Annotated in this window: 27 protein-coding genes; 1 reads left to right on the top strand and 26 read right to left on the bottom strand. The window is 40.7% G+C overall.

The window, feature by feature from the left end:
* Positions 1–19 precede the first annotated feature (19 nt).
* The 20 genes from rpmD to rpsJ form a co-directional block, all read right to left on the bottom strand.
* Positions 20–208, bottom strand: coding sequence for a 50S ribosomal protein L30 (rpmD, locus tag J7W16_RS20175; protein ID WP_210599280.1), 189 nt, complete (start codon positions 206–208; stop codon positions 20–22).
* A gap of 13 nt (positions 209–221) precedes the next feature.
* The gene (rpsE, locus tag J7W16_RS20170; protein ID WP_210599279.1) at positions 222–722 is read right to left on the bottom strand and encodes a 30S ribosomal protein S5; all 501 of its coding nucleotides are present in this window, start codon (positions 720–722) and stop codon (positions 222–224) included.
* A gap of 17 nt (positions 723–739) precedes the next feature.
* Positions 740–1102, bottom strand: coding sequence for a 50S ribosomal protein L18 (gene rplR, locus J7W16_RS20165; RefSeq protein WP_210599278.1), 363 nt, complete (start codon positions 1100–1102; stop codon positions 740–742).
* Between the two features lie 30 nt (positions 1103–1132).
* Entirely contained in the window at positions 1133–1669 is a 537-nt protein-coding gene (gene rplF, locus J7W16_RS20160) for a 50S ribosomal protein L6 (RefSeq protein WP_210599277.1), read from the bottom strand.
* A gap of 33 nt (positions 1670–1702) precedes the next feature.
* Complete coding sequence (rpsH, locus tag J7W16_RS20155) at positions 1703–2101, bottom strand: 30S ribosomal protein S8 (RefSeq protein ID WP_210599276.1); 399 nt, start codon at positions 2099–2101, stop codon at positions 1703–1705.
* Between the two features lie 29 nt (positions 2102–2130).
* Entirely contained in the window at positions 2131–2316 is a 186-nt protein-coding gene (locus J7W16_RS20150; RefSeq protein ID WP_012957149.1) for a type Z 30S ribosomal protein S14, read from the bottom strand.
* Positions 2317–2346: 30 nt separating this feature from the next.
* The gene (gene rplE, locus J7W16_RS20145) at positions 2347–2886 is read right to left on the bottom strand and encodes a 50S ribosomal protein L5 (protein WP_210599275.1); all 540 of its coding nucleotides are present in this window, start codon (positions 2884–2886) and stop codon (positions 2347–2349) included.
* A gap of 26 nt (positions 2887–2912) precedes the next feature.
* Positions 2913–3224: a 50S ribosomal protein L24 gene (gene rplX, locus J7W16_RS20140; protein ID WP_210599304.1), complete on the bottom strand. Its 312-nt coding sequence runs from the start codon at positions 3222–3224 to the stop codon at positions 2913–2915.
* Positions 3225–3268: 44 nt separating this feature from the next.
* Positions 3269–3637, bottom strand: a complete 369-nt coding sequence (gene rplN / locus J7W16_RS20135; protein WP_210599274.1) for a 50S ribosomal protein L14 — start codon at positions 3635–3637, stop codon at positions 3269–3271.
* Between the two features lie 33 nt (positions 3638–3670).
* Entirely contained in the window at positions 3671–3931 is a 261-nt protein-coding gene (rpsQ, locus tag J7W16_RS20130) for a 30S ribosomal protein S17 (protein WP_210599273.1), read from the bottom strand.
* 17 nt (positions 3932–3948) lie between these two features.
* Positions 3949–4152 carry a 50S ribosomal protein L29 gene (gene rpmC, locus J7W16_RS20125; protein WP_210599272.1) on the bottom strand — a complete coding sequence of 68 codons (204 nt, stop codon included), beginning with the start codon at positions 4150–4152 and terminating at the stop codon, positions 3949–3951.
* Complete coding sequence (rplP, locus tag J7W16_RS20120; RefSeq protein ID WP_210599271.1) at positions 4142–4576, bottom strand: 50S ribosomal protein L16; 435 nt, start codon at positions 4574–4576, stop codon at positions 4142–4144. Before rplP ends, rpmC begins: the two co-directional genes overlap by 11 nt.
* 2 nt (positions 4577–4578) lie before the next feature.
* Positions 4579–5238 carry a 30S ribosomal protein S3 gene (rpsC, locus tag J7W16_RS20115; protein ID WP_210599270.1) on the bottom strand — a complete coding sequence of 220 codons (660 nt, stop codon included), beginning with the start codon at positions 5236–5238 and terminating at the stop codon, positions 4579–4581.
* A gap of 3 nt (positions 5239–5241) precedes the next feature.
* On the bottom strand, positions 5242–5583 hold the full coding sequence (gene rplV, locus J7W16_RS20110; protein WP_210599269.1) for a 50S ribosomal protein L22: 342 nt from the start codon (positions 5581–5583) through the stop codon (positions 5242–5244).
* A gap of 26 nt (positions 5584–5609) precedes the next feature.
* Positions 5610–5888 carry a 30S ribosomal protein S19 gene (rpsS, locus tag J7W16_RS20105; protein ID WP_210599268.1) on the bottom strand — a complete coding sequence of 93 codons (279 nt, stop codon included), beginning with the start codon at positions 5886–5888 and terminating at the stop codon, positions 5610–5612.
* Positions 5889–5949: 61 nt separating this feature from the next.
* Positions 5950–6780: a 50S ribosomal protein L2 gene (gene rplB, locus J7W16_RS20100; RefSeq protein ID WP_210599267.1), complete on the bottom strand. Its 831-nt coding sequence runs from the start codon at positions 6778–6780 to the stop codon at positions 5950–5952.
* Positions 6781–6806: 26 nt separating this feature from the next.
* The gene (gene rplW, locus J7W16_RS20095; RefSeq protein ID WP_210599266.1) at positions 6807–7097 is read right to left on the bottom strand and encodes a 50S ribosomal protein L23; all 291 of its coding nucleotides are present in this window, start codon (positions 7095–7097) and stop codon (positions 6807–6809) included.
* Positions 7097–7720: a 50S ribosomal protein L4 gene (gene rplD / locus J7W16_RS20090; RefSeq protein ID WP_210599265.1), complete on the bottom strand. Its 624-nt coding sequence runs from the start codon at positions 7718–7720 to the stop codon at positions 7097–7099. The genes rplW and rplD overlap by 1 nt, the downstream gene beginning before the upstream one ends.
* Positions 7721–7745: 25 nt before the next feature.
* Positions 7746–8375, bottom strand: a complete 630-nt coding sequence (gene rplC / locus J7W16_RS20085) for a 50S ribosomal protein L3 (RefSeq protein ID WP_210599264.1) — start codon at positions 8373–8375, stop codon at positions 7746–7748.
* A 78-nt stretch (positions 8376–8453) separates the two neighbouring features.
* Positions 8454–8762 (bottom strand): 30S ribosomal protein S10, encoded by a 309-nt coding sequence (gene rpsJ / locus J7W16_RS20080; protein ID WP_035345210.1) that lies wholly within the window; start codon positions 8760–8762, stop codon positions 8454–8456.
* Between the two features lie 304 nt (positions 8763–9066).
* Here rpsJ and J7W16_RS20075 point away from each other — a divergent pair, with 304 nt between their 5' ends.
* Positions 9067–10275, top strand: coding sequence for an MFS transporter (locus J7W16_RS20075; RefSeq protein ID WP_210599263.1), 1209 nt, complete (start codon positions 9067–9069; stop codon positions 10273–10275).
* Positions 10276–10322: 47 nt separating this feature from the next.
* Here the strand turns inward: J7W16_RS20075 and tuf are convergent, their stop codons facing one another.
* The 6 genes from tuf to rpoC all read right to left on the bottom strand — a co-directional run bounded on the left by tuf (position 10323) and on the right by rpoC (position 18770).
* Entirely contained in the window at positions 10323–11513 is a 1191-nt protein-coding gene (gene tuf / locus J7W16_RS20070; RefSeq protein ID WP_210599262.1) for an elongation factor Tu, read from the bottom strand.
* Between the two features lie 131 nt (positions 11514–11644).
* Positions 11645–13723: an elongation factor G gene (gene fusA, locus J7W16_RS20065; RefSeq protein ID WP_210599261.1), complete on the bottom strand. Its 2079-nt coding sequence runs from the start codon at positions 13721–13723 to the stop codon at positions 11645–11647.
* A 54-nt stretch (positions 13724–13777) separates the two neighbouring features.
* On the bottom strand, positions 13778–14248 hold the full coding sequence (gene rpsG / locus J7W16_RS20060; RefSeq protein ID WP_210599260.1) for a 30S ribosomal protein S7: 471 nt from the start codon (positions 14246–14248) through the stop codon (positions 13778–13780).
* Positions 14249–14277: 29 nt separating this feature from the next.
* Positions 14278–14697: a 30S ribosomal protein S12 gene (rpsL, locus tag J7W16_RS20055; RefSeq protein ID WP_210599259.1), complete on the bottom strand. Its 420-nt coding sequence runs from the start codon at positions 14695–14697 to the stop codon at positions 14278–14280.
* 111 nt (positions 14698–14808) lie between these two features.
* On the bottom strand, positions 14809–15057 hold the full coding sequence (locus J7W16_RS20050; protein ID WP_210599258.1) for a 50S ribosomal protein L7ae-like protein: 249 nt from the start codon (positions 15055–15057) through the stop codon (positions 14809–14811).
* An 89-nt stretch (positions 15058–15146) separates the two neighbouring features.
* The gene (rpoC, locus tag J7W16_RS20045; protein ID WP_210599257.1) at positions 15147–18770 is read right to left on the bottom strand and encodes a DNA-directed RNA polymerase subunit beta'; all 3624 of its coding nucleotides are present in this window, start codon (positions 18768–18770) and stop codon (positions 15147–15149) included.
* Positions 18771–18849 lie beyond the last annotated feature (79 nt).

Below are 18849 nucleotides of genomic sequence, written 5' to 3'. Positions count from 1 at the left end.
TTGTTTTTAAAAGTAATGCTTATGCTTCTATTTCTTTAACAGTTACAAGGTGAGATACCTTTTTGACCATACCGCGAATCGCAGCATTATCTTCTTGAACAACTGAATGATGCATTTTACGTAAACCAAGTGTGTTCACCGTTACACGTTGGTCTTGTGGACGTCCAATAAGACTACGAGTGAGGGTAATTTCTAATTTCTTAGCCATTTACTTTCCCTCCTTAACCTAACAGTTCTTCCACGGATTTGCCGCGAAGTTTGGCAACTTCTTCAGCACGCTTAAGGCCTTTAAGACCTTCCATTGTTGCACGAACCATGTTGATTGGGTTATTTGAACCATGTGATTTAGAAAGAATATCACCGATACCAGCAAGTTCTAGTACAGCACGAACTGGTCCACCAGCGATAATTCCCGTACCTTCAGAAGCATTCTTAAGAAGGACACGGCCAGCACCAAAGTGACCAACAATCTCATGAGGGATTGTCGTACCAACAACAGGTACTTCAATAAGGTTTTTCTTTGCATCTTCAACTGCTTTACGGATAGCTTCTGGTACTTCTTGAGCTTTACCCATACCAAATCCAACGTGGCCATTCTTGTCGCCTACAACGACTAGTGCAGCAAAGCGGAAACGACGTCCACCTTTTACTACTTTAGCAACACGATTGACAGCTACTACTTTTTCTTCAAGTTCCAACGTATTAGGGTCAATACGACGCATTCGTTTTCCCTCCTTTTTTAGAATTTCAATCCAGCCTCGCGGGCTGCATCAGCAAGTGTCGCTACACGACCGTGATAAAGATAGCCGCCGCGATCAAAGACAACTACTTCATGTCCATTATCTATAGCACGCTTAGCTACAAGTCCACCTACTAGTTTCGCCGCTTCTGTCTTCGATACATCTGCACCAGCTACTTCAGCTTCTAAAGTAGAAGCAGAGGCAAGTGTTACACCATTTACATCATCAATTAATTGAGCGTAAATATGCTTTGAAGAACGGAATACGTTTAGGCGAGGACGTTCAGGTGTTCCAGTGATTGAGCGACGAACATGTAAATGTCGCTTCTTACGTGCCGCATTTTTATTAGGCTTCGTAATCATTGAACGTCAATCCTTTCCGTGTTTTAGTGATTATTTACCTGTTTTACCTTCTTTACGACGAACAAATTCGCCTTCATAACGAATCCCTTTACCTTTGTAAGGCTCTGGTAAACGTACAGAACGGATGTTAGATGCAGTTGCACCAACGCGTTCCTTATCAATACCTTTAACAATAACTTTTGTATTAGAAGGTACTTCAATTTCAATCCCTTGTTCAGGATCGATTTCAACTGGATGCGAGTAACCAACGTTAAGAACAAGCTTTTGACCTGACTTTGTAGCACGATAACCTACACCGATTAGTTCAAGAGAACGTTCAAAACCTTTTGTTACACCTTCAACCATGTTGCTAATTAAACTACGAGTAGTACCGTGAAGTGCTTTGTGTAGTTTAGCATCAGAAGGACGTTCAACAGTCACTTCATTTTCAGCAATGTTAATTTTCATATCTTCGTGAAGGTTACGCTTAAGTTCACCTTTAGGACCTTTAACAGTCATTAACGTACCATCAAGCGTAATTGTTACTCCACTTGGAACTTCTACTGGCTTTTTACCAATACGAGACATTCTTGTACACCTCCGTTCATTTCAAGGAACCTATTACCAAATGTATGCTAATACTTCTCCGCCCACTTGTTGTTGACGAGCATCCTTGTCTGTCATTAAACCATTTGATGTTGAAACTAAAGCAATACCTAGACCACCTAGTACACGTGGTAGTTCGCCAGCTTTCGCATAAACACGAAGACCAGGCTTACTAATACGCTTAAGGCCAGTGATAACACGCTCGTTAGCTGCGCCATACTTTAAGAAAATACGAATTACACCTTGCTTGTTATCTTCAATATATTCATAATCACGAATAAAACCTTCACGCTTAAGAATATCTGCAATTTCCTTCTTTACCTTTGAAGCAGGTAGTTCAAGCTTCTCGTGACGAACAACGTTCGCATTACGAATACGAGTAAGCATATCTGCAATTGGATCTGTCATGACCATCTATATTTACCTCCTTCCCGTTCTTGGGATTACCAACTAGCTTTTTTCACACCAGGAATTTGCCCTTTATGTGCAAGTTCTCTGAAGCAAATTCTGCAAAGTTTAAATTTACGTAAAACTGAATGAGGACGACCGCAACGTTCACAACGAGTATACTCTTGTACTTTATACTTCTGTGTGCGTTTTTGCTTTGCAATCATTGATTTCTTTGCCAACGTGTTCCCTCCTCTTCGAAACGACTTCGATTATTTTTGAAATGGCATACCCATTTGCGTTAAAAGTTCTCGAGCTTCTTCATCAGTAGTAGCAGTTGTTACGATAACAACATCCATACCACGAACTTTATCGACTTTATCGTAGTTTACTTCAGGGAAAATTAATTGCTCTTTAACACCTAAAGTGTAGTTTCCACGTCCGTCGAAAGCTTTTTTAGAAATACCACGGAAGTCACGTACACGAGGTAGTGCAACAGTAACTAGTTTATCAAGGAATTCATACATACGCTCACCGCGCAAAGTTACCTTTGCACCGATTGGCATACCTTCACGTAGCTTGAATCCAGCGATAGATTTCTTAGCTTTTGTGATTAACGGCTTTTGACCTGTAATCTCAGTAAGCTCTTCAACAGCCTTATCAAGTGCTTTTGCATTTGATACAGCATCACCAACACCCATATTCACTACAATCTTCTCAAGTTTTGGTACACCCATAACAGAAGAGTAGTTGAACTTCTCAACTAGAGAAGGAACGATTTCAGTTGAATACTTTTCTTTTAAACGATTCATACGATTGACCTCCTTTCACACTCCGACTACTTATCTAGTAATTCGCCAGACTTTTTAGCAATACGTACTTTTTTTCCATTCTCAACTTTATGACCTACTCGGGTAGGTTCACCAGACTTAGGGTCGATAGGCATAACGTTTGAAGAATGGATCGGTGCTTCTTGATTTAAAATTCCACCTTGTGGATTATCTTGTGAAGGTTTTGCATGTTTTTTAACCATGTTAATTCCTTCAACTAGGACACGACTCTTCTTCGGGAACGCCTCAAGGATCACACCTTGCTTCCCTTTGTCTTTTCCAGAGATGATTTTAACAGTATCACCTTTTTTGACATGCATTGACATTATTGCACCTCCTTGACAGGGCGTTTCTTAATCTTCTATTAAAGAACTTCTGGAGCAAGAGAAACGATCTTCATGAACTGATTGTCACGAAGTTCACGTGCAACAGGTCCGAAAATACGAGTACCACGTGGGCCTTTGTCATCACGGATGATAACAGCAGCATTCTCATCAAACTTGATGTACGAACCATCTTTACGACGAGCACCAGTCTTAGTACGAACGATAACTGCTTTAACAACGTCACCCTTCTTGACAACGCCACCTGGTGTTGCTTGTTTCACCGAACAAACAATAACATCACCAATATTAGCTGTCTTACGACCAGAACCACCTAATACTTTAATACATAGTACTTCACGAGCACCAGAGTTATCAGCAACTTTTAAACGAGATTCTTGTTGGATCATAGGATCTTACCTCCCTTCAAATAAAGGATTCTATTAGATAATTACCGCTTCTTCTACAATTTCAACTAAGCGGAAACGTTTGTCTTTAGAAAGTGGTCGAGTCTCCATAACTTTAACAATATCGCCGATTTTAGCTTTATTATCTTCATCATGAGCCTTGAACTTTTTAGAGTACTTTACACGCTTTCCGTATAGGCGATCTTTTTTGTATGTTTCTACAAGAACAGCAATGGTTTTATCCATTTTGTCTGAAACAACACGTCCTGTATAAACTTTACGTTGGTTGCGTTCCATTTGAGCAAACCTCCTTTTTAGCCGTTGTTAATTCCAAGCTCACGTTCACGTAATACAGTCTTCGCACGAGCAATTCCTTTGCGAACCTCACGAATACGGGTTGGATTATCCAATTGACCAGTCGCTAGTTGAAAGCGAAGGTTGAACAACTCTTCCTTTAGTGATTTCGTTTTTTGCTCAATTTCAGCAGTGGTTAAGTTACGAATATCATTAGCTTTCATTTGCGTCACCACCCACTTCGTCACGTTTTACAAACTTACATTTAACTGGTAATTTATGAGCAGCAAGACGTAATGCTTCTCTAGCAACTTCTTCAGAAACACCAGCAATTTCAAACATAATCTTTCCAGGCTTGACAACAGCTACCCAACCTTCGGGAGCCCCTTTACCAGAACCCATTCGAACTTCTAATGGCTTAGCAGTGTATGGCTTAGAAGGGAAAATCTTAATCCAAACCTTACCACCACGTTTCATGTAACGAGTCATTGCAATACGAGCTGACTCAATTTGACGGTTAGTGATCCAAGAAGCATCTAGTGCTTGTAAACCATACTCACCAAAATGAACTTCAGTACCGCCCTTTGCACGACCTTTCATATTACCACGATGTTCACGACGATATTTTACGCGTTTAGGCATTAACATGATTAGTTGCCTCCTTCCTCTTTGTTCGTTCCTTTCGTTGGAAGGACTTCACCACGATAGATCCAGATTTTGATACCTAGTTTACCGTATGTTGTGTCAGCTTCAGCTGTACCGTAGTTGATATCAGCACGAAGTGTGTGAAGTGGAACTGTTCCCTCACTATAGTGTTCAGCACGAGCGATATCCGCTCCGCCAAGACGACCAGAAACTTGTGTTTTAATACCCTTTGCACCTGAGCGCATTGTACGTTGAATCGCTTGTTTCATAGCACGACGGAATGAAATACGATTCTCTAATTGACGAGCAATGTTTTCAGCAACAAGCTTAGCATCTAAATCAGCTTGCTTGATTTCAAAGATGTTGATATGAACTCTCTTACCAGTTAACACGTTAAGTGCTTTACGAAGAGCTTCTACTTCAGAACCGCCCTTACCAATAACCATACCTGGCTTTGCAGTAGATATAGTAACGTTAACACGGTTAGCAGCACGTTCAATTTCAATTTTAGATACAGATGCATCTTTTAAACGCTTTTCAATATATTCACGAATTTTGATATCTTCGTGTAATAGATCAGCATAATCTTTATCAGCATACCATTTTGACTCCCAGTCATGAATGACACCAACTCGAAGTCCAGTAGGATTGATTTTTTGACCCACGCTTTATCCCTCCTTCTTTTCTGTTACTACTAACGTAATATGACTAGTGCGCTTGTTGATACGGCTGGCACGTCCCATCGCACGTGGACGGAAACGCTTCAAGGTAACACCCTCATCAACAAATACCTCGCTAATTACAAGGTTATTTGGCTCCATTTCATAGTTGTGTTCCGCATTCGCAATTGCTGAATTTAAAAGCTTTTCTACAACTGGAGAAGCAGCTTTTGGCGTGTGGCGAAGAATAGCGATTGCTTCACCCACTTGCTTTCCGCGAATAAGATCGACAACTAGACGTACCTTACGAGGAGCAATACGAATTTGTCTTGCTACAGCTTTAGCTTGCATGGGATTGACCTCCTCTCTTACTTACCTTAACGTCTTGTTTTCTTATCATCTGCTGCGTGACCTTTATACGTACGAGTAGGTGCGAACTCACCAAGCTTATGTCCTACCATATCTTCAGATACGTAAACTGGTACATGCTTACGGCCATCATACACTGCGATAGTATGACCAATGAACTCAGGGAAAATCGTTGAACGGCGAGACCAAGTCTTAATAACTCTTTTGTCTTCTTTTTCACTCATTGCTTCAACTTTCTTCATCAAGTGATCATCAACAAAAGGTCCCTTCTTTAAACTACGACCCATGAGAATTCCTCCCTTCGTGACTGACTCACGGTTCTTCTATGAGAACCGTAGCCTAATCCCGTTATTTTTTACGACGACGTACGATATACTTATCAGAAGCTTTGTTCTTCTTACGAGTTTTGTAACCAAGAGTCGGTTTACCCCATGGAGACATAGGAGATTTACGACCAATTGGAGAACGACCTTCACCACCACCATGTGGGTGATCGTTAGGGTTCATAACAGATCCACGAACAGTTGGACGCTTACCTAACCAACGTGAACGACCTGCTTTACCAATGTTAACAAGTTCATGCTCTAGGTTACCAACTTGACCGATTGTAGCACGGCAAGTTGCTAGAATGTAACGAGTTTCTCCCGACTTCAAACGAACAAGAGCATAATCATCTTCTTTACCAAGTAATTGAGCTTCAGCTCCAGCAGAACGAACTAATTGTCCGCCTTTACCAGGCTTCAATTCAATATTATGGATAACTGTACCAACTGGAATATTTTTAAGTGGTAACGCGTTACCGACTTTAATATCAGCTTCTGGTCCAGATTCAATGATTGTATCTACAGTAAGTCCTTTTGGTGCCAAGATATAACGCTTTTCACCGTCAGCATAATGGATAAGTGCGATGTTAGCAGTACGGTTTGGATCGTATTCGATCGTAGCAACGCGTCCTGGAATACCATCTTTAGTACGTTTGAAATCAATCACACGATACTGGCGCTTATGTCCACCACCTTGGTGACGTACAGTTAATTTACCTTGGTTATTACGTCCACCTTTTTTGTGTAAAGGTGCAAGTAATGATTTTTCCGGTTTATCTGTTGTAAGATCTGCATAGTCTAATACAGACATACCACGACGACCGGCACTGGTTGGTTTATACTTTTTAATTGCCATTTAAGTTCCCTCCTTCGCTAGTATTCTTAGACACCTTCAAAGAATTCTAATTCTTTACTCTCAGGTGACAATGTAACAATCGCTTTTTTACGACGAGCTGTGAAACCCGTATAACGACCAAAACGCTTTGATTTACCTTTATAGTTCATTGTGTTAACTTTATCAACTTTCACTTCAAAGATTTCTTCAATCGCATCTTTGATTTGAGTTTTATTCGCACGTACATCTACCTCGAACGTGTATCTCTTTTCACTCATTAGGTCAGTTGAACGTTCCGTAATTACAGGGCGCTTAATGATATCACGAGCGTTTGACATTACGCAAGCACCTCCTCTACCTTTTCAAGGGCACCTTTCGTGATGACAAGCTTATCGTGCTTAATCACATCAAGTACGTTCACACCATCAGCAGTAACAATCGTTACACCAGGAAGGTTACGTGCTGAAAGAGCAACTGCTTCATTGTAATCAGCGGTTACGATCAAAGCTTTACGGTCTACTGAAAGACCACTAAGTACAGATGCCATTTCTTTTGTCTTCGGGCTATCAAATGTAAGGTTATCAAGAACTACGATTTCCTCTGCTAGAACTTTACTTGATAGTGCTGATTTAATTGCTAAACGACGAACTTTTTTAGGTAACTTGTAGCTATAGCTACGCGGTGTAGGACCAAATACTACTCCCCCACCAACCCATTGTGGCGAACGGATCGACCCTTGACGAGCACGTCCAGTTCCTTTTTGTTTCCATGGCTTACGACCACCACCACGTACTTCAGAACGTCCTTTTGTTTTGTGTGTTCCTTGACGTAGTGATGCTTGTTGCATTACTACAGCTTGATGAAGCACACTTGCGTTCGGCTCAATTCCAAATACTGAATCTGCTAATTCAACATCTCCGACTTGGGAACCGTTTTGGTTAAATAAAGCTACTTTCGGCATGATGTGTCCTCCTTTCCAACAATCTTTATTTTACTTTAACCGCAGTTTGCACAGTTACATAGCCTTTTCTAGCTCCAGGAACATTACCTTTAACTAGTAACAAGTTACGTTCTGTATCAACTTTTACGATTTCAAGATTTTGAACTGTGATTTGTTCTCCACCCATACGTCCAGGTAATAACTTACCTTTAAATACACGGTTTGGAGCAACTGGTCCCATCGAACCAGGACGACGATGGTAACGAGAACCATGGGACATCGGCCCACGAGATTGGTTATGACGCTTAATAGCACCTTGGAAACCTTTCCCTTTTGAAATTCCTGTTACATCAACAACGTCACCTTCTGCGAACGTATTAACTGCTAGCTCTTGACCTACTTCATACTCGTCAAGACTTACGTTACGGATTTCCTTGATGAAGCGCTTAGGAGCCGTGTTTGCTTTTGCAGCATGGCCTTCAGCTGGCTTATTTGAGTTTGCTTTCTTTTGGTCCGCAAATCCAAGTTGGATTGCTTCGTAACCATCAGAGTCAACAGTTTTCTTTTGAAGAACCACGTTTGGTTCAGCTTCGATAACCGTTACCGGGATGACTTCACCATTTTCAGCAAAGATTTGTGTCATGCCAATTTTTCTACCTAAGATTCCTTTGGTCATCCGTTACACCTCCTATAAAAAATCATATTTTTTTGCCATTTTCATATCATTAAGATGAGTAACACTCATACTTATAAATTAAAGTTTAATTTCGATATCTACACCAGATGGTAAGTCTAGACGCATTAATGCATCAACCGTCTGTGGTGTTGGATTAACAATGTCAATCAAACGCTTGTGTGTACGCATTTCAAACTGTTCACGAGAATCTTTGTACTTGTGAACCGCACGAAGAACTGTATAGACAGACTTCTCAGTTGGAAGCGGGATCGGCCCAGATACACTAGCACCTGAACGTTTTGCTGTCTCAACAATCTTTTCTGCTGATTGATCAAGAACTCTGTGATCATATGCTTTCAAACGAATACGAATCTTTTGCTTTGCCATAATAGCCCCTCCTTTTTCGTCCATTTTTATAAACAGACATACTCTGCGAAAATTTCCTACACCCTGCCATGGCAAAGGGGCCTGGTGTGTCAGCAACCTTCCGCTTCATCGCTGTCAGTGATCAACATTCAACATTATACACAAAAATAAAAATCAGTGCAAGTGAAATACCTACGCTGATCACACTTTTACTATTATAAGCCCCTTTTGAATAAAAAGCAATCCTTTCTTTTAATTCTATTCCTATTAACATCTGATAATTAAATAATGCTACAATTCTTCTATTATATATAGAGGAGGAACTATGAGTAATTCAACAAAACTATTATGGCTTTTATCCTTTGCACAATTTTTAGCGATGCAGGTATGGTTTAATTTTTCTTCTGTCCTTCCAGTTCTACAAGAAGAATGGGGACTAAACTCTACAGAATCCGGTTGGATTATGGCACTTTTTCATGCCGGCTATGTAATGGCGATTTTTTTCTATAGCTTCTTTATTTCTAACTATCACCCAAAACATTTCTTTGTGTACGGTGCACTACTGGCAGCGATCTCTGGTGTTCTTTTTTCATTCTATGCTGATGGATTTTGGTCAGCTATGATTCTTCGGACATTATCAGGAATTGGAGTTGCCGGTATTTATGTTCCTGGAATGAGAATTGTTGCCGAGTTATTCCCTCCAAACAAACGAGGAAAAGCAATGGGGATCTATGTTGGTTCGCTTGTTGTTGGTTCGGGAAGCTCACTACTGGTTTCCGCGATGTTGATAAACTGGATTGGGTGGAATGGGGTTATACTAACAACCTCATTACTAAGTTTTATTGCAGCACTACTCGTCTTTTTTGCAAATATACCAGATAATATTTCTCATCGGCCTTTAAAATTGACCACATCTAAACTGAAACTAGTTTTCCAAAAAAAGAATCTCCTCATTAACGCTGGTTATACCGGACACTGTTGGGAGCTTTATGCAATGTGGTCGTGGATTGGTCCGTTTCTCGTTTTCTACTTTAACTTAAATGGCTTTGATGAAGCACAGGCATTACAATTCGGAAATATTACTGGAGCCTTAATTATCATGATTGGGGGATTTGCTACGTATATAGGTGGCACTCTTTCAGATCAATACGGACGAGGACGAACAACTACCTTATTTTTACTTGTTAGTATTGCCTGCTCCTTTACCATTGGATGGCTTACTACTATTCCTTTCATTATTATGATCGCACTAACAGTAATCTATGGTTTTACTATCGTTGCAGATTCACCTATATATAATACGGCGATAAGTGAAGTAACAGATCCGGAACTACTTGGTCTAGCACTTGGTATCCAATCAATATTAGGATTCAGTGCAACTATATTCGCTCCATTGTTTTTTGGATTTCTATTAGATAATTTCTCTTGGGGGGTTGCTTTTTCGACAGTTGGTTTACTTACATTAATCGCCCCAATATGTATGTACTTGTTTAGTAGATTAGAAAAGTCAAAACGTGAACTCAATCAAATATAGATAGAAAAAACCACCATGGAATTAATTCCATGGTGGTTTTATTTTAATTACTTTTGAATTGATGCAACAACGCCGGCACCAACAGTACGTCCACCCTCACGGATAGAGAACTTAGTACCCTCTTCGATAGCGATTGGAGCGATAAGCTCAACCGTCATTTCGATGTTATCACCAGGCATTACCATCTCAACGCCTTCTGGAAGATTACAAATTCCAGTTACGTCAGTTGTACGGAAGTAGAACTGAGGACGGTAGTTAGAGAAGAATGGAGTGTGACGTCCACCTTCTTCTTTTGAAAGAACATAAACTTCAGCTTTGAAGTTAGTATGTGGAGTAATTGTACCTGGCTTAGCAAGTACTTGACCACGTTGTACTTCATCACGGCTTACACCACGAAGAAGTGCTCCGATGTTGTCTCCAGCTTCAGCATAGTCAAGAAGCTTACGGAACATTTCAACACCAGTACAAGTAGTTGACTTAGGCTCTTCAGTGATACCGATGATGTCGATAACGTCACCAACGTTAAGTTGTCCACGCTCTACACGACCAGTCGCAACTGTACCACGACCAGTGATTGAGAACACGTCCTCAACAGGCATCATGAAAGGCTTTTCTTTGTCACGCTCAGGAGTTGGGATGTAATCATCAACAGCAGCCATAAGCTCAACGATTTTCTCTTCCCAAGCAGCATCTCCTTCAAGTGCTTTAAGAGCAGAACCTTGGATAACTGGAACGTCATCACCAGGGAAATCATACTCAGAAAGAAGGTCACGAACTTCCATTTCTACTAATTCAAGAAGTTCTTCGTCGTCTACCATGTCACACTTGTTTAAGAATACAACAAGGTAAGGTACACCTACTTGACGAGATAATAGGATGTGCTCACGAGTTTGTGGCATTGGACCATCAGCAGCAGATACTACTAAGATTCCTCCATCCATTTGTGCAGCACCAGTGATCATGTTCTTAACATAGTCAGCATGTCCTGGGCAATCAACGTGTGCGTAGTGACGACTGTCAGTTTCATACTCAACGTGTGCAGTTGAGATAGTGATTCCACGCTCACGCTCTTCTGGAGCACCATCAATAGCGTCATACGCCATTGCAGTACCTTTACCAGATCTTTTAGCTAAAACTGTTGTAATTGCAGCAGTAAGTGTTGTTTTACCGTGGTCAACGTGTCCAATTGTACCAATGTTGGCATGTGTCTTGGAACGGTCAAATTTTTCTTTACCCATGATTCATTTCCTCCCTTTAATTGAACAAAAGATAAGTATTTTTATGGTTAAGAAAGGTGAAATATCCGTTAAAGATTAGCACCTTTCTTAGCTTACAATAAATTATTAGCGATAACAAATGTTATAGCGAATTATTGTCCAGTTTGCTTTTTAATGATTTCTTCAGCAATGCTCTTCGGAGCTTCTTCGTAGTGATCAAAGAACATAGAGTATGTTCCGCGACCTTGTGTACGAGAACGAAGTGAAGTTGCATAACCAAACATTTCAGCTAATGGAACAAATGCTTTAACGATTTGTGCATTTCCACGTGCTTCCATACCATCAACTCGTCCACGACGAGCTGTAATATCACCCATGATATCACCCATGTACTCTTCTGGCACTACAACTTCAACTCTCATTAAAGGTTCAAGTAGAGCAGGAGCACATTTTGTTTTTGCATTTTTTAAAGCCATAGATGCGGCAATTTTAAATGCCATTTCATTTGAATCGACGTCATGGTAAGAACCATCATAAAGCTTAGCTTTAATATCGATCAATGGGAAACCAGCAATCATACCGTTACCAAGTGACTCTTCAATCCCAGCTTGAACTGCCCCAATATATTCTCGAGGAACAGATCCACCAACTACTGCATTCTCAAATTCAAATCCAGCTCCCTCTTCATTAGGAGAGAACTCAATCCATACGTGACCAAATTGCCCACGTCCACCAGATTGACGAACGAACTTACCTTCAACCTGTGCCGCTTGACGAATTGTTTCACGATATGAAACTTGAGGTGCACCAACATTTGCTTCTACTTTGAATTCACGTCTCATACGATCAACGATGATATCAAGGTGAAGCTCACCCATACCAGCAATGATTGTTTGACCAGTTTCTTCATTAGTATGTGTCTTGAATGTTGGATCTTCTTCTGCAAGTTTAGCAAGGGCCATACCCATTTTATCTTGGTCAGCCTTTGACTTAGGCTCAACAGATAATGAGATAACTGGCTCTGGGAAGTCCATAGATTCAAGAATAACAAGACTCTTTTCATCACATAGAGTATCTCCAGTAGTCGTATCTTTCAAACCTACAGCAGCAGCAATATCACCAGAGTAAACCGTAGAGATTTCCTCACGAGAGTTTGCATGCATTTGTAGGATACGTCCAACACGCTCACGCTTACCTTTTGTAGAGTTTCTAACATATGAACCTGATTCAAGTGTACCAGAGTACACACGGAAGAATGTAAGTTTCCCTACATATGGGTCAGTCATAACTTTGAAAGCTAGTGCTGAGAATGGTTGATCATCACCAGATTCACGTACAACTTCTTCTTCACTATCAGGAACAATACCTTTTATAGCTGGTACATCAAGAGGTGATGGTAAGTAATCAAGAACAGCGTCAAGCATAAGCTGAACACCTTTGTTCTTAAATGCTGAACCACAGATTACTGGGTAGAATTCAACGTTACAAGTTCCTTTACGGATTGCAGCTTTGATTTCTTCCTTAGTAAGCTCTTCACCTTCTAAGTACTTCATTGTTAATTCTTCGTCAAGTTCTGCTACAGCTTCAATTAGCTGTTCGTGCAATTCTTGAGCTTGTTCTTTATACTCTTCAGGAATTTCTTTGACATCAGTACGTGTACCAAGATCATCTTCATAATAGTAAGCTACCATTTCAACTAGATCGATAATTCCTTCAAATTGATCTTCAGATCCAATTGGTAATTGAATCGCATGAGCATTTGCTTGAAGGCGATCACGAAGAGTTCCTAGAGAATAAATGAAATCCGCACCTGTTTTATCCATTTTGTTAACGAATACTACACGTGGAACACCATACGTTGTTGCTTGACGCCATACAGTTTCAGTTTGAGGCTCAACACCAGATTGAGCATCAAGAACAGCTACAGCTCCGTCTAATACACGAAGTGAACGTTCAACTTCAACTGTAAAGTCTACGTGTCCTGGTGTATCAATGATATTGATACGGTGATCTTTCCATTGAGCTGTTGTCGCAGCAGAAGTGATAGTGATACCACGTTCTTGCTCTTGCTCCATCCAGTCCATTTGAGAAGCACCTTCATGAGTTTCACCGATTTTGTGAACACGTCCAGTATAGAAAAGAACACGCTCTGTTGTTGTTGTCTTACCAGCATCAATATGAGCCATGATACCGATATTACGCGTATCCTTTAAGGAGAACTCTCTTGCCATAGGTTATTTCTCCTTCCTAATTCGAATAATTTATTTAAAATTTGAATATAAATCCTACCAGCGGTAGTGAGCAAATGCTTTGTTTGCTTCAGCCATTTTATGAGTATCTTCACGCTTTTTAACTGCAGCACCTGCATTGTTAGCAGCATCAAGAATTTCATTAGCTAAACGTTCTTCCATTGTCTTCTCCCCACGTTGACGTGAGTAGTTTACTAACCAACGAAGACCTAATGTAGTACGACGTTCTGGCTTAACTTCGATCGGCACTTGATAGTTTGCACCACCAACACGACGTGCTTTAACTTCAAGAACAGGCATAATGTTCTTAAGAGCTTGATCGAATACTTCCATAGGATCATTTCCACTACGTTCCTTTACTAGTTCAAACGCATTATAAAGGATTGTTTGTGCTTTACCACGCTTTCCATCTTCCATAATACGGTTGATTAAACGTGTAACAAGCTTTGACTTATAAATTGGATCTGGTAATACATCGCGACGAGCGACTGGTCCTTTACGAGGCATAACTTTCCCTCCCTTCAACTTTTAGATGATTATTTCTTTTCCTTTGGACGCTTAGTACCGTATTTAGAACGACCTTGCATACGGTTTTGAACGCCAGCTGTATCAAGTGCACCACGAACGATGTGGTAACGTACCCCTGGTAAATCCTTTACACGACCTCCACGAATAAGAACAACACTGTGCTCTTGAAGATTGTGACCAATACCTGGGATGTAAGCTGTAACTTCGATTTGATTCGTCAAACGCACACGAGCATACTTACGAAGTGCTGAGTTCGGCTTCTTTGGTGTCATTGTACCAACACGAGTACAAACTCCACGCTTTTGTGGTGAAGAAAGATCCGTTTGAGACTTCTTGAAGCTGTTGAAACCTTTGTTAAGTGCTGGTGAGTCAGACTTTCTAGTCTTAGCCACACGACCCTTACGAATTAATTGATTAATTGTAGGCATTATTTCTCCTCCTCTCTCTTTACTAAAGTAAGACCACTGATCCTGGTGGTTCATCCCTGGGCAAAAGGAAAGTTTTTGCCAACCGGACGACACCGAATGGCAAAAACGATCTTATTTGCTTAGAGCAACAGTGGCTGCGCCAACTTCAATTCCGGAAGCTTTTCCAAGCTTTTTCATTGAGTCAACATATAAAAGTGGTACATCGTTGGCTTTTGCTAATGCTTCAACTTTGTTAATCACTCGGTATTCGGCATCTTTTGCAATAATAACCTCAGAAACGATGCCATCATCAAGCGCCTTAAGCGTTTGTTTTGTTCCTATTACTAGGTTATCAGCCTGTAATACTTTTTCATAAGACATGATTCATCCTCCAAAGCAACAGGTTTCTCAGGCACACTTTGATATCTTAACACCGTAAGATATCAGTGTCAATGTTTCTTTCAACAAATTTATTCGTGAGCAGCCGCTTCTTTAACCATTGCATCTTCAAGTCCTTCTGCTGGCTCTTCATCATACTTCGAACGGATGTCTAAGTGACGATATCTTGGCATTCCAGTACCTGCTGGAACAAGCTTACCAATAATTACGTTCTCTTTCAACCCAAGAAGCTCATCACGCTTACCTTTAATTGCAGCATCTGTTAACACACGAGTTGTCTCTTGGAACGATGCAGCAGATAAGAATGAATCTGTTTCAAGTGATGCTTTTGTAATTCCAAGTAGAACAGGCTTACCAGTTGCTGGGCGTAGTCTTTCAACAAGCACCTTTTGGTTTTCATCATTGAATTGTTGAATCTCAATAAGTGAACCTGGTAGAACATTCGTTTCACCAGCGTCAACAACACGTACTTTTCGAAGCATTTGACGAACCATTACTTCAACGTGTTTGTCACCGATTTCTACCCCTTGCATACGGTAAACTTTTTGTACTTCTCTTAGAAGGTATTCCTGAACACCGTTCATTCCTTTAACCTTCAATAATTCCTTAGGATCAATAGAACCCTCAGTTATCGGTTCACCAGCAACGACAAAATCGCCAATGGATACTTTGATACGAGCGCCATATGGAATCGCATAATTCTTGGTTTCCATCTCACTCTTAATTGTTACTTCACGCTTATCTCCTTCTTTAAAGTCAATGATTTCTCCATCAATTTCGGAGATCACAGCTTGACCTTTTGGATTACGCGCTTCGAATAATTCTTGGATACGTGGAAGACCTTGAGTGATGTCATCCCCTGCAACCCCACCTGTATGGAACGTACGCATTGTAAGCTGTGTACCTGGTTCACCAATTGATTGTGCAGCAATAATACCAACCGCTTCACCAACTTCAACATCGGTACCAGTAGCAAGATTTCTACCGTAACACTTCTTACAAACCCCATGGCGAGTATCACATGTGAACACAGAACGAATCGTTACTTCTTCAATATCAGCTTCGATGATCTGTCTTGCAATATCCTCATGAATTAATTCATTTCTTCTAACAATTACTTCATTCGTTTCTGGGTGCTTCACTGACTTAAATGCAACACGTCCAACTAAGCGATCATATAGATCTTCAATAACTTCGTTTCCTTCTTTAATTGCCTTAACTTCAAGTCCACGATCTGTACCACAATCATCAGAACGAACAATGACATCTTGCGCTACATCTACTAGACGACGAGTAAGGTAACCTGAGTCAGCTGTCTTAAGGGCTGTATCCGCAAGACCTTTACGAGCACCATGCGTAGAGATAAAGTACTCAAGTACAGTAAGACCTTCACGGAAACTAGATTTAATAGGAAGCTCGATGATTCGACCAGATGGATTCGCCATAAGTCCACGCATACCAGCTAGTTGAGTAAAGTTAGATGCGTTACCACGAGCTCCTGAATCACTCATCATAAAGATCGGGTTACGATGATCTAAGGTACCCATTAACTTACCTTGAATAACATCCTTCGCTTCACTCCAGACAGAGATTACTCGATCGTAACGCTCTTCTTCTGTAATTAAACCACGACGGAATTGCTTTTGTACTTTTTCAACCTTCTCTTCAGCTTCAGCAAGAATCTCTTTCTTCTCTGCTAAAACAACGATATCAGCTACCCCAACAGTAATACCTGCTCTTGTTGAGTATTTGAATCCTAACTCTTTCATACGGTCAAGCATTTTAGATGTTTCAGCAATTGCGAATTTCTTGAAGACCTCTGCAATTACAAGACCTAAGAAACCTTTTTTGAACGGAAGAACTAAATCCTTCTCAGCAAATAGCTTTTTCACATCGGTTGTGCTTGGAACCATATATTCATCAGGAGTTGCTACTTCTAAGTTAGACATTGTCGGTTCATTAACATATGGGAATGTTTCAGGTAAAATTTCATTGAAAATTAATTTCCCAACAGTTGTTAGCAACAATTTATCATATTGGTCATCACGGAATGTACGTTTACCAATCGATGAAACTGGAACAGCTACTCGACTGTGTAAATGAACATATCCATTTTGATAGGCAATTAGAGCTTCATTTGTATCTTTAAAGATTGACCCTTCACCTTTAGCATCTTCACGTTCCATTGTTAAGTAATAGTTACCTAATACCATATCCTGAGACGGAGTAACTACAGGCTTACCATCCTTAGGGTTAAGAATGTTCTGTGCAGCTAGCATCAGAATACGCGCTTCCGCTTGTGCTTCGGCAGATAACGGTACGTGAACCGCCATTTGGTCACCATCAAAGTCAGCATTATAAGCTGTACATACGAGTGGATGAAGTTTAATCGCTCGGCCTTCAACTAGTGTTGGCTCAAACGCTTGAATTCCAAGACGGTGAAGCGTAGGGGCACGATTTAGTAAAACCGGATGCTCACGAATTACTTCTTCTAATACATCCCAAACTTCAGGTTGAACACGTTCAACTTTCCGCTTTGCACTCTTGATGTTATGAGCAAGACCTTTGCTTACAAGCTCTTTCATAACAAACGGCTTAAATAATTCAAGTGCCATTTCCTTTGGAAGACCACATTGGAACATTTTAAGATTAGGTCCAACAACGATAACGGAACGACCAGAATAGTCAACACGCTTTCCAAGTAGGTTTTGACGGAAACGTCCTTGCTTCCCTTTTAACATATGAGAAAGTGACTTTAGTGGGCGGTTACCAGGTCCTGTTACCGGACGACCGCGACGACCATTATCGATTAGCGCATCTACTGCTTCTTGAAGCATACGCTTTTCATTTTGAACAATGATATTTGGTGCACCAAGGTCTAAAAGGCGTTTCAGACGGTTGTTACGGTTAATAACACGACGATACAAGTCATTTAAATCAGACGTCGCAAAGCGTCCACCATCTAATTGAACCATTGGACGAAGCTCTGGCGGAATAACCGGAAGTACATCTAAAATCATCCATGAAGGTTCATTTCCTGAGTGACGGAATGCCTCAAGCACTTCTAGTCTTTTGATTGCACGTGTACGACGTTGACCTTGTGCTGTAACTAATTCCTCTTTCAACAAACCAACTTCTTTTTCAAGATCAATGTCTGCTAGTAGCTTACGAATAGCTTCAGCACCCATTTGAGCTTGGAAAGAACGACCATATTTGTCACGGTACGTACGATACTCTTTTTCAGAAAGCAATTGCTTCTTTTCAAGAGCTGTATCACCTGGATCTGTTACAACATACGACGCAAAATAAATAACTTCTTCAAGAGAACGTGGCGACATGTCTAAAACAAGACCCATTCTGCTCGGAATTCCTTTAAAGTACCAAATGTGAGACACAGGAGCAGCAAGTTCAATATGACCCATTCGTTCACGGCGTACTTTTGCACGTGTGACTTCAACACCACAGCGATCACAAACAACACCTTTGTATCTAACACGCTTGTATTTCCCGCAATGACATTCCCAATCCTTTGTAGGACCGAAAATACGCTCACAGAAAAGTCCGTCCTTCTCAGGCTTTAATGTTCTGTAGTTAATCGTTTCTGGCTTTTTAACTTCCCCTCTAGACCATGAGCGGATCTTGTTAGGAGAAGCGAGGCCAATTTTCATATATTCGAAGTTATTAACATCTATCAAGGGGCTAACCTCCCTTTTCGGTTTACGGATCTTTTCAATTAGACAGGTCTAGGGAACCAGCTTTTGACTAGCTCCCCAA

Source organism: Halalkalibacter suaedae (assembly GCF_017939705.1).
GTDB classification, from domain to species: domain Bacteria; phylum Bacillota; class Bacilli; order Bacillales; family Bacillaceae_D; genus Halalkalibacter; species Halalkalibacter suaedae.
Note: the sequence above shows the minus strand (reverse complement) of the source record. Positions and strands in the feature narration are given on the sequence as shown.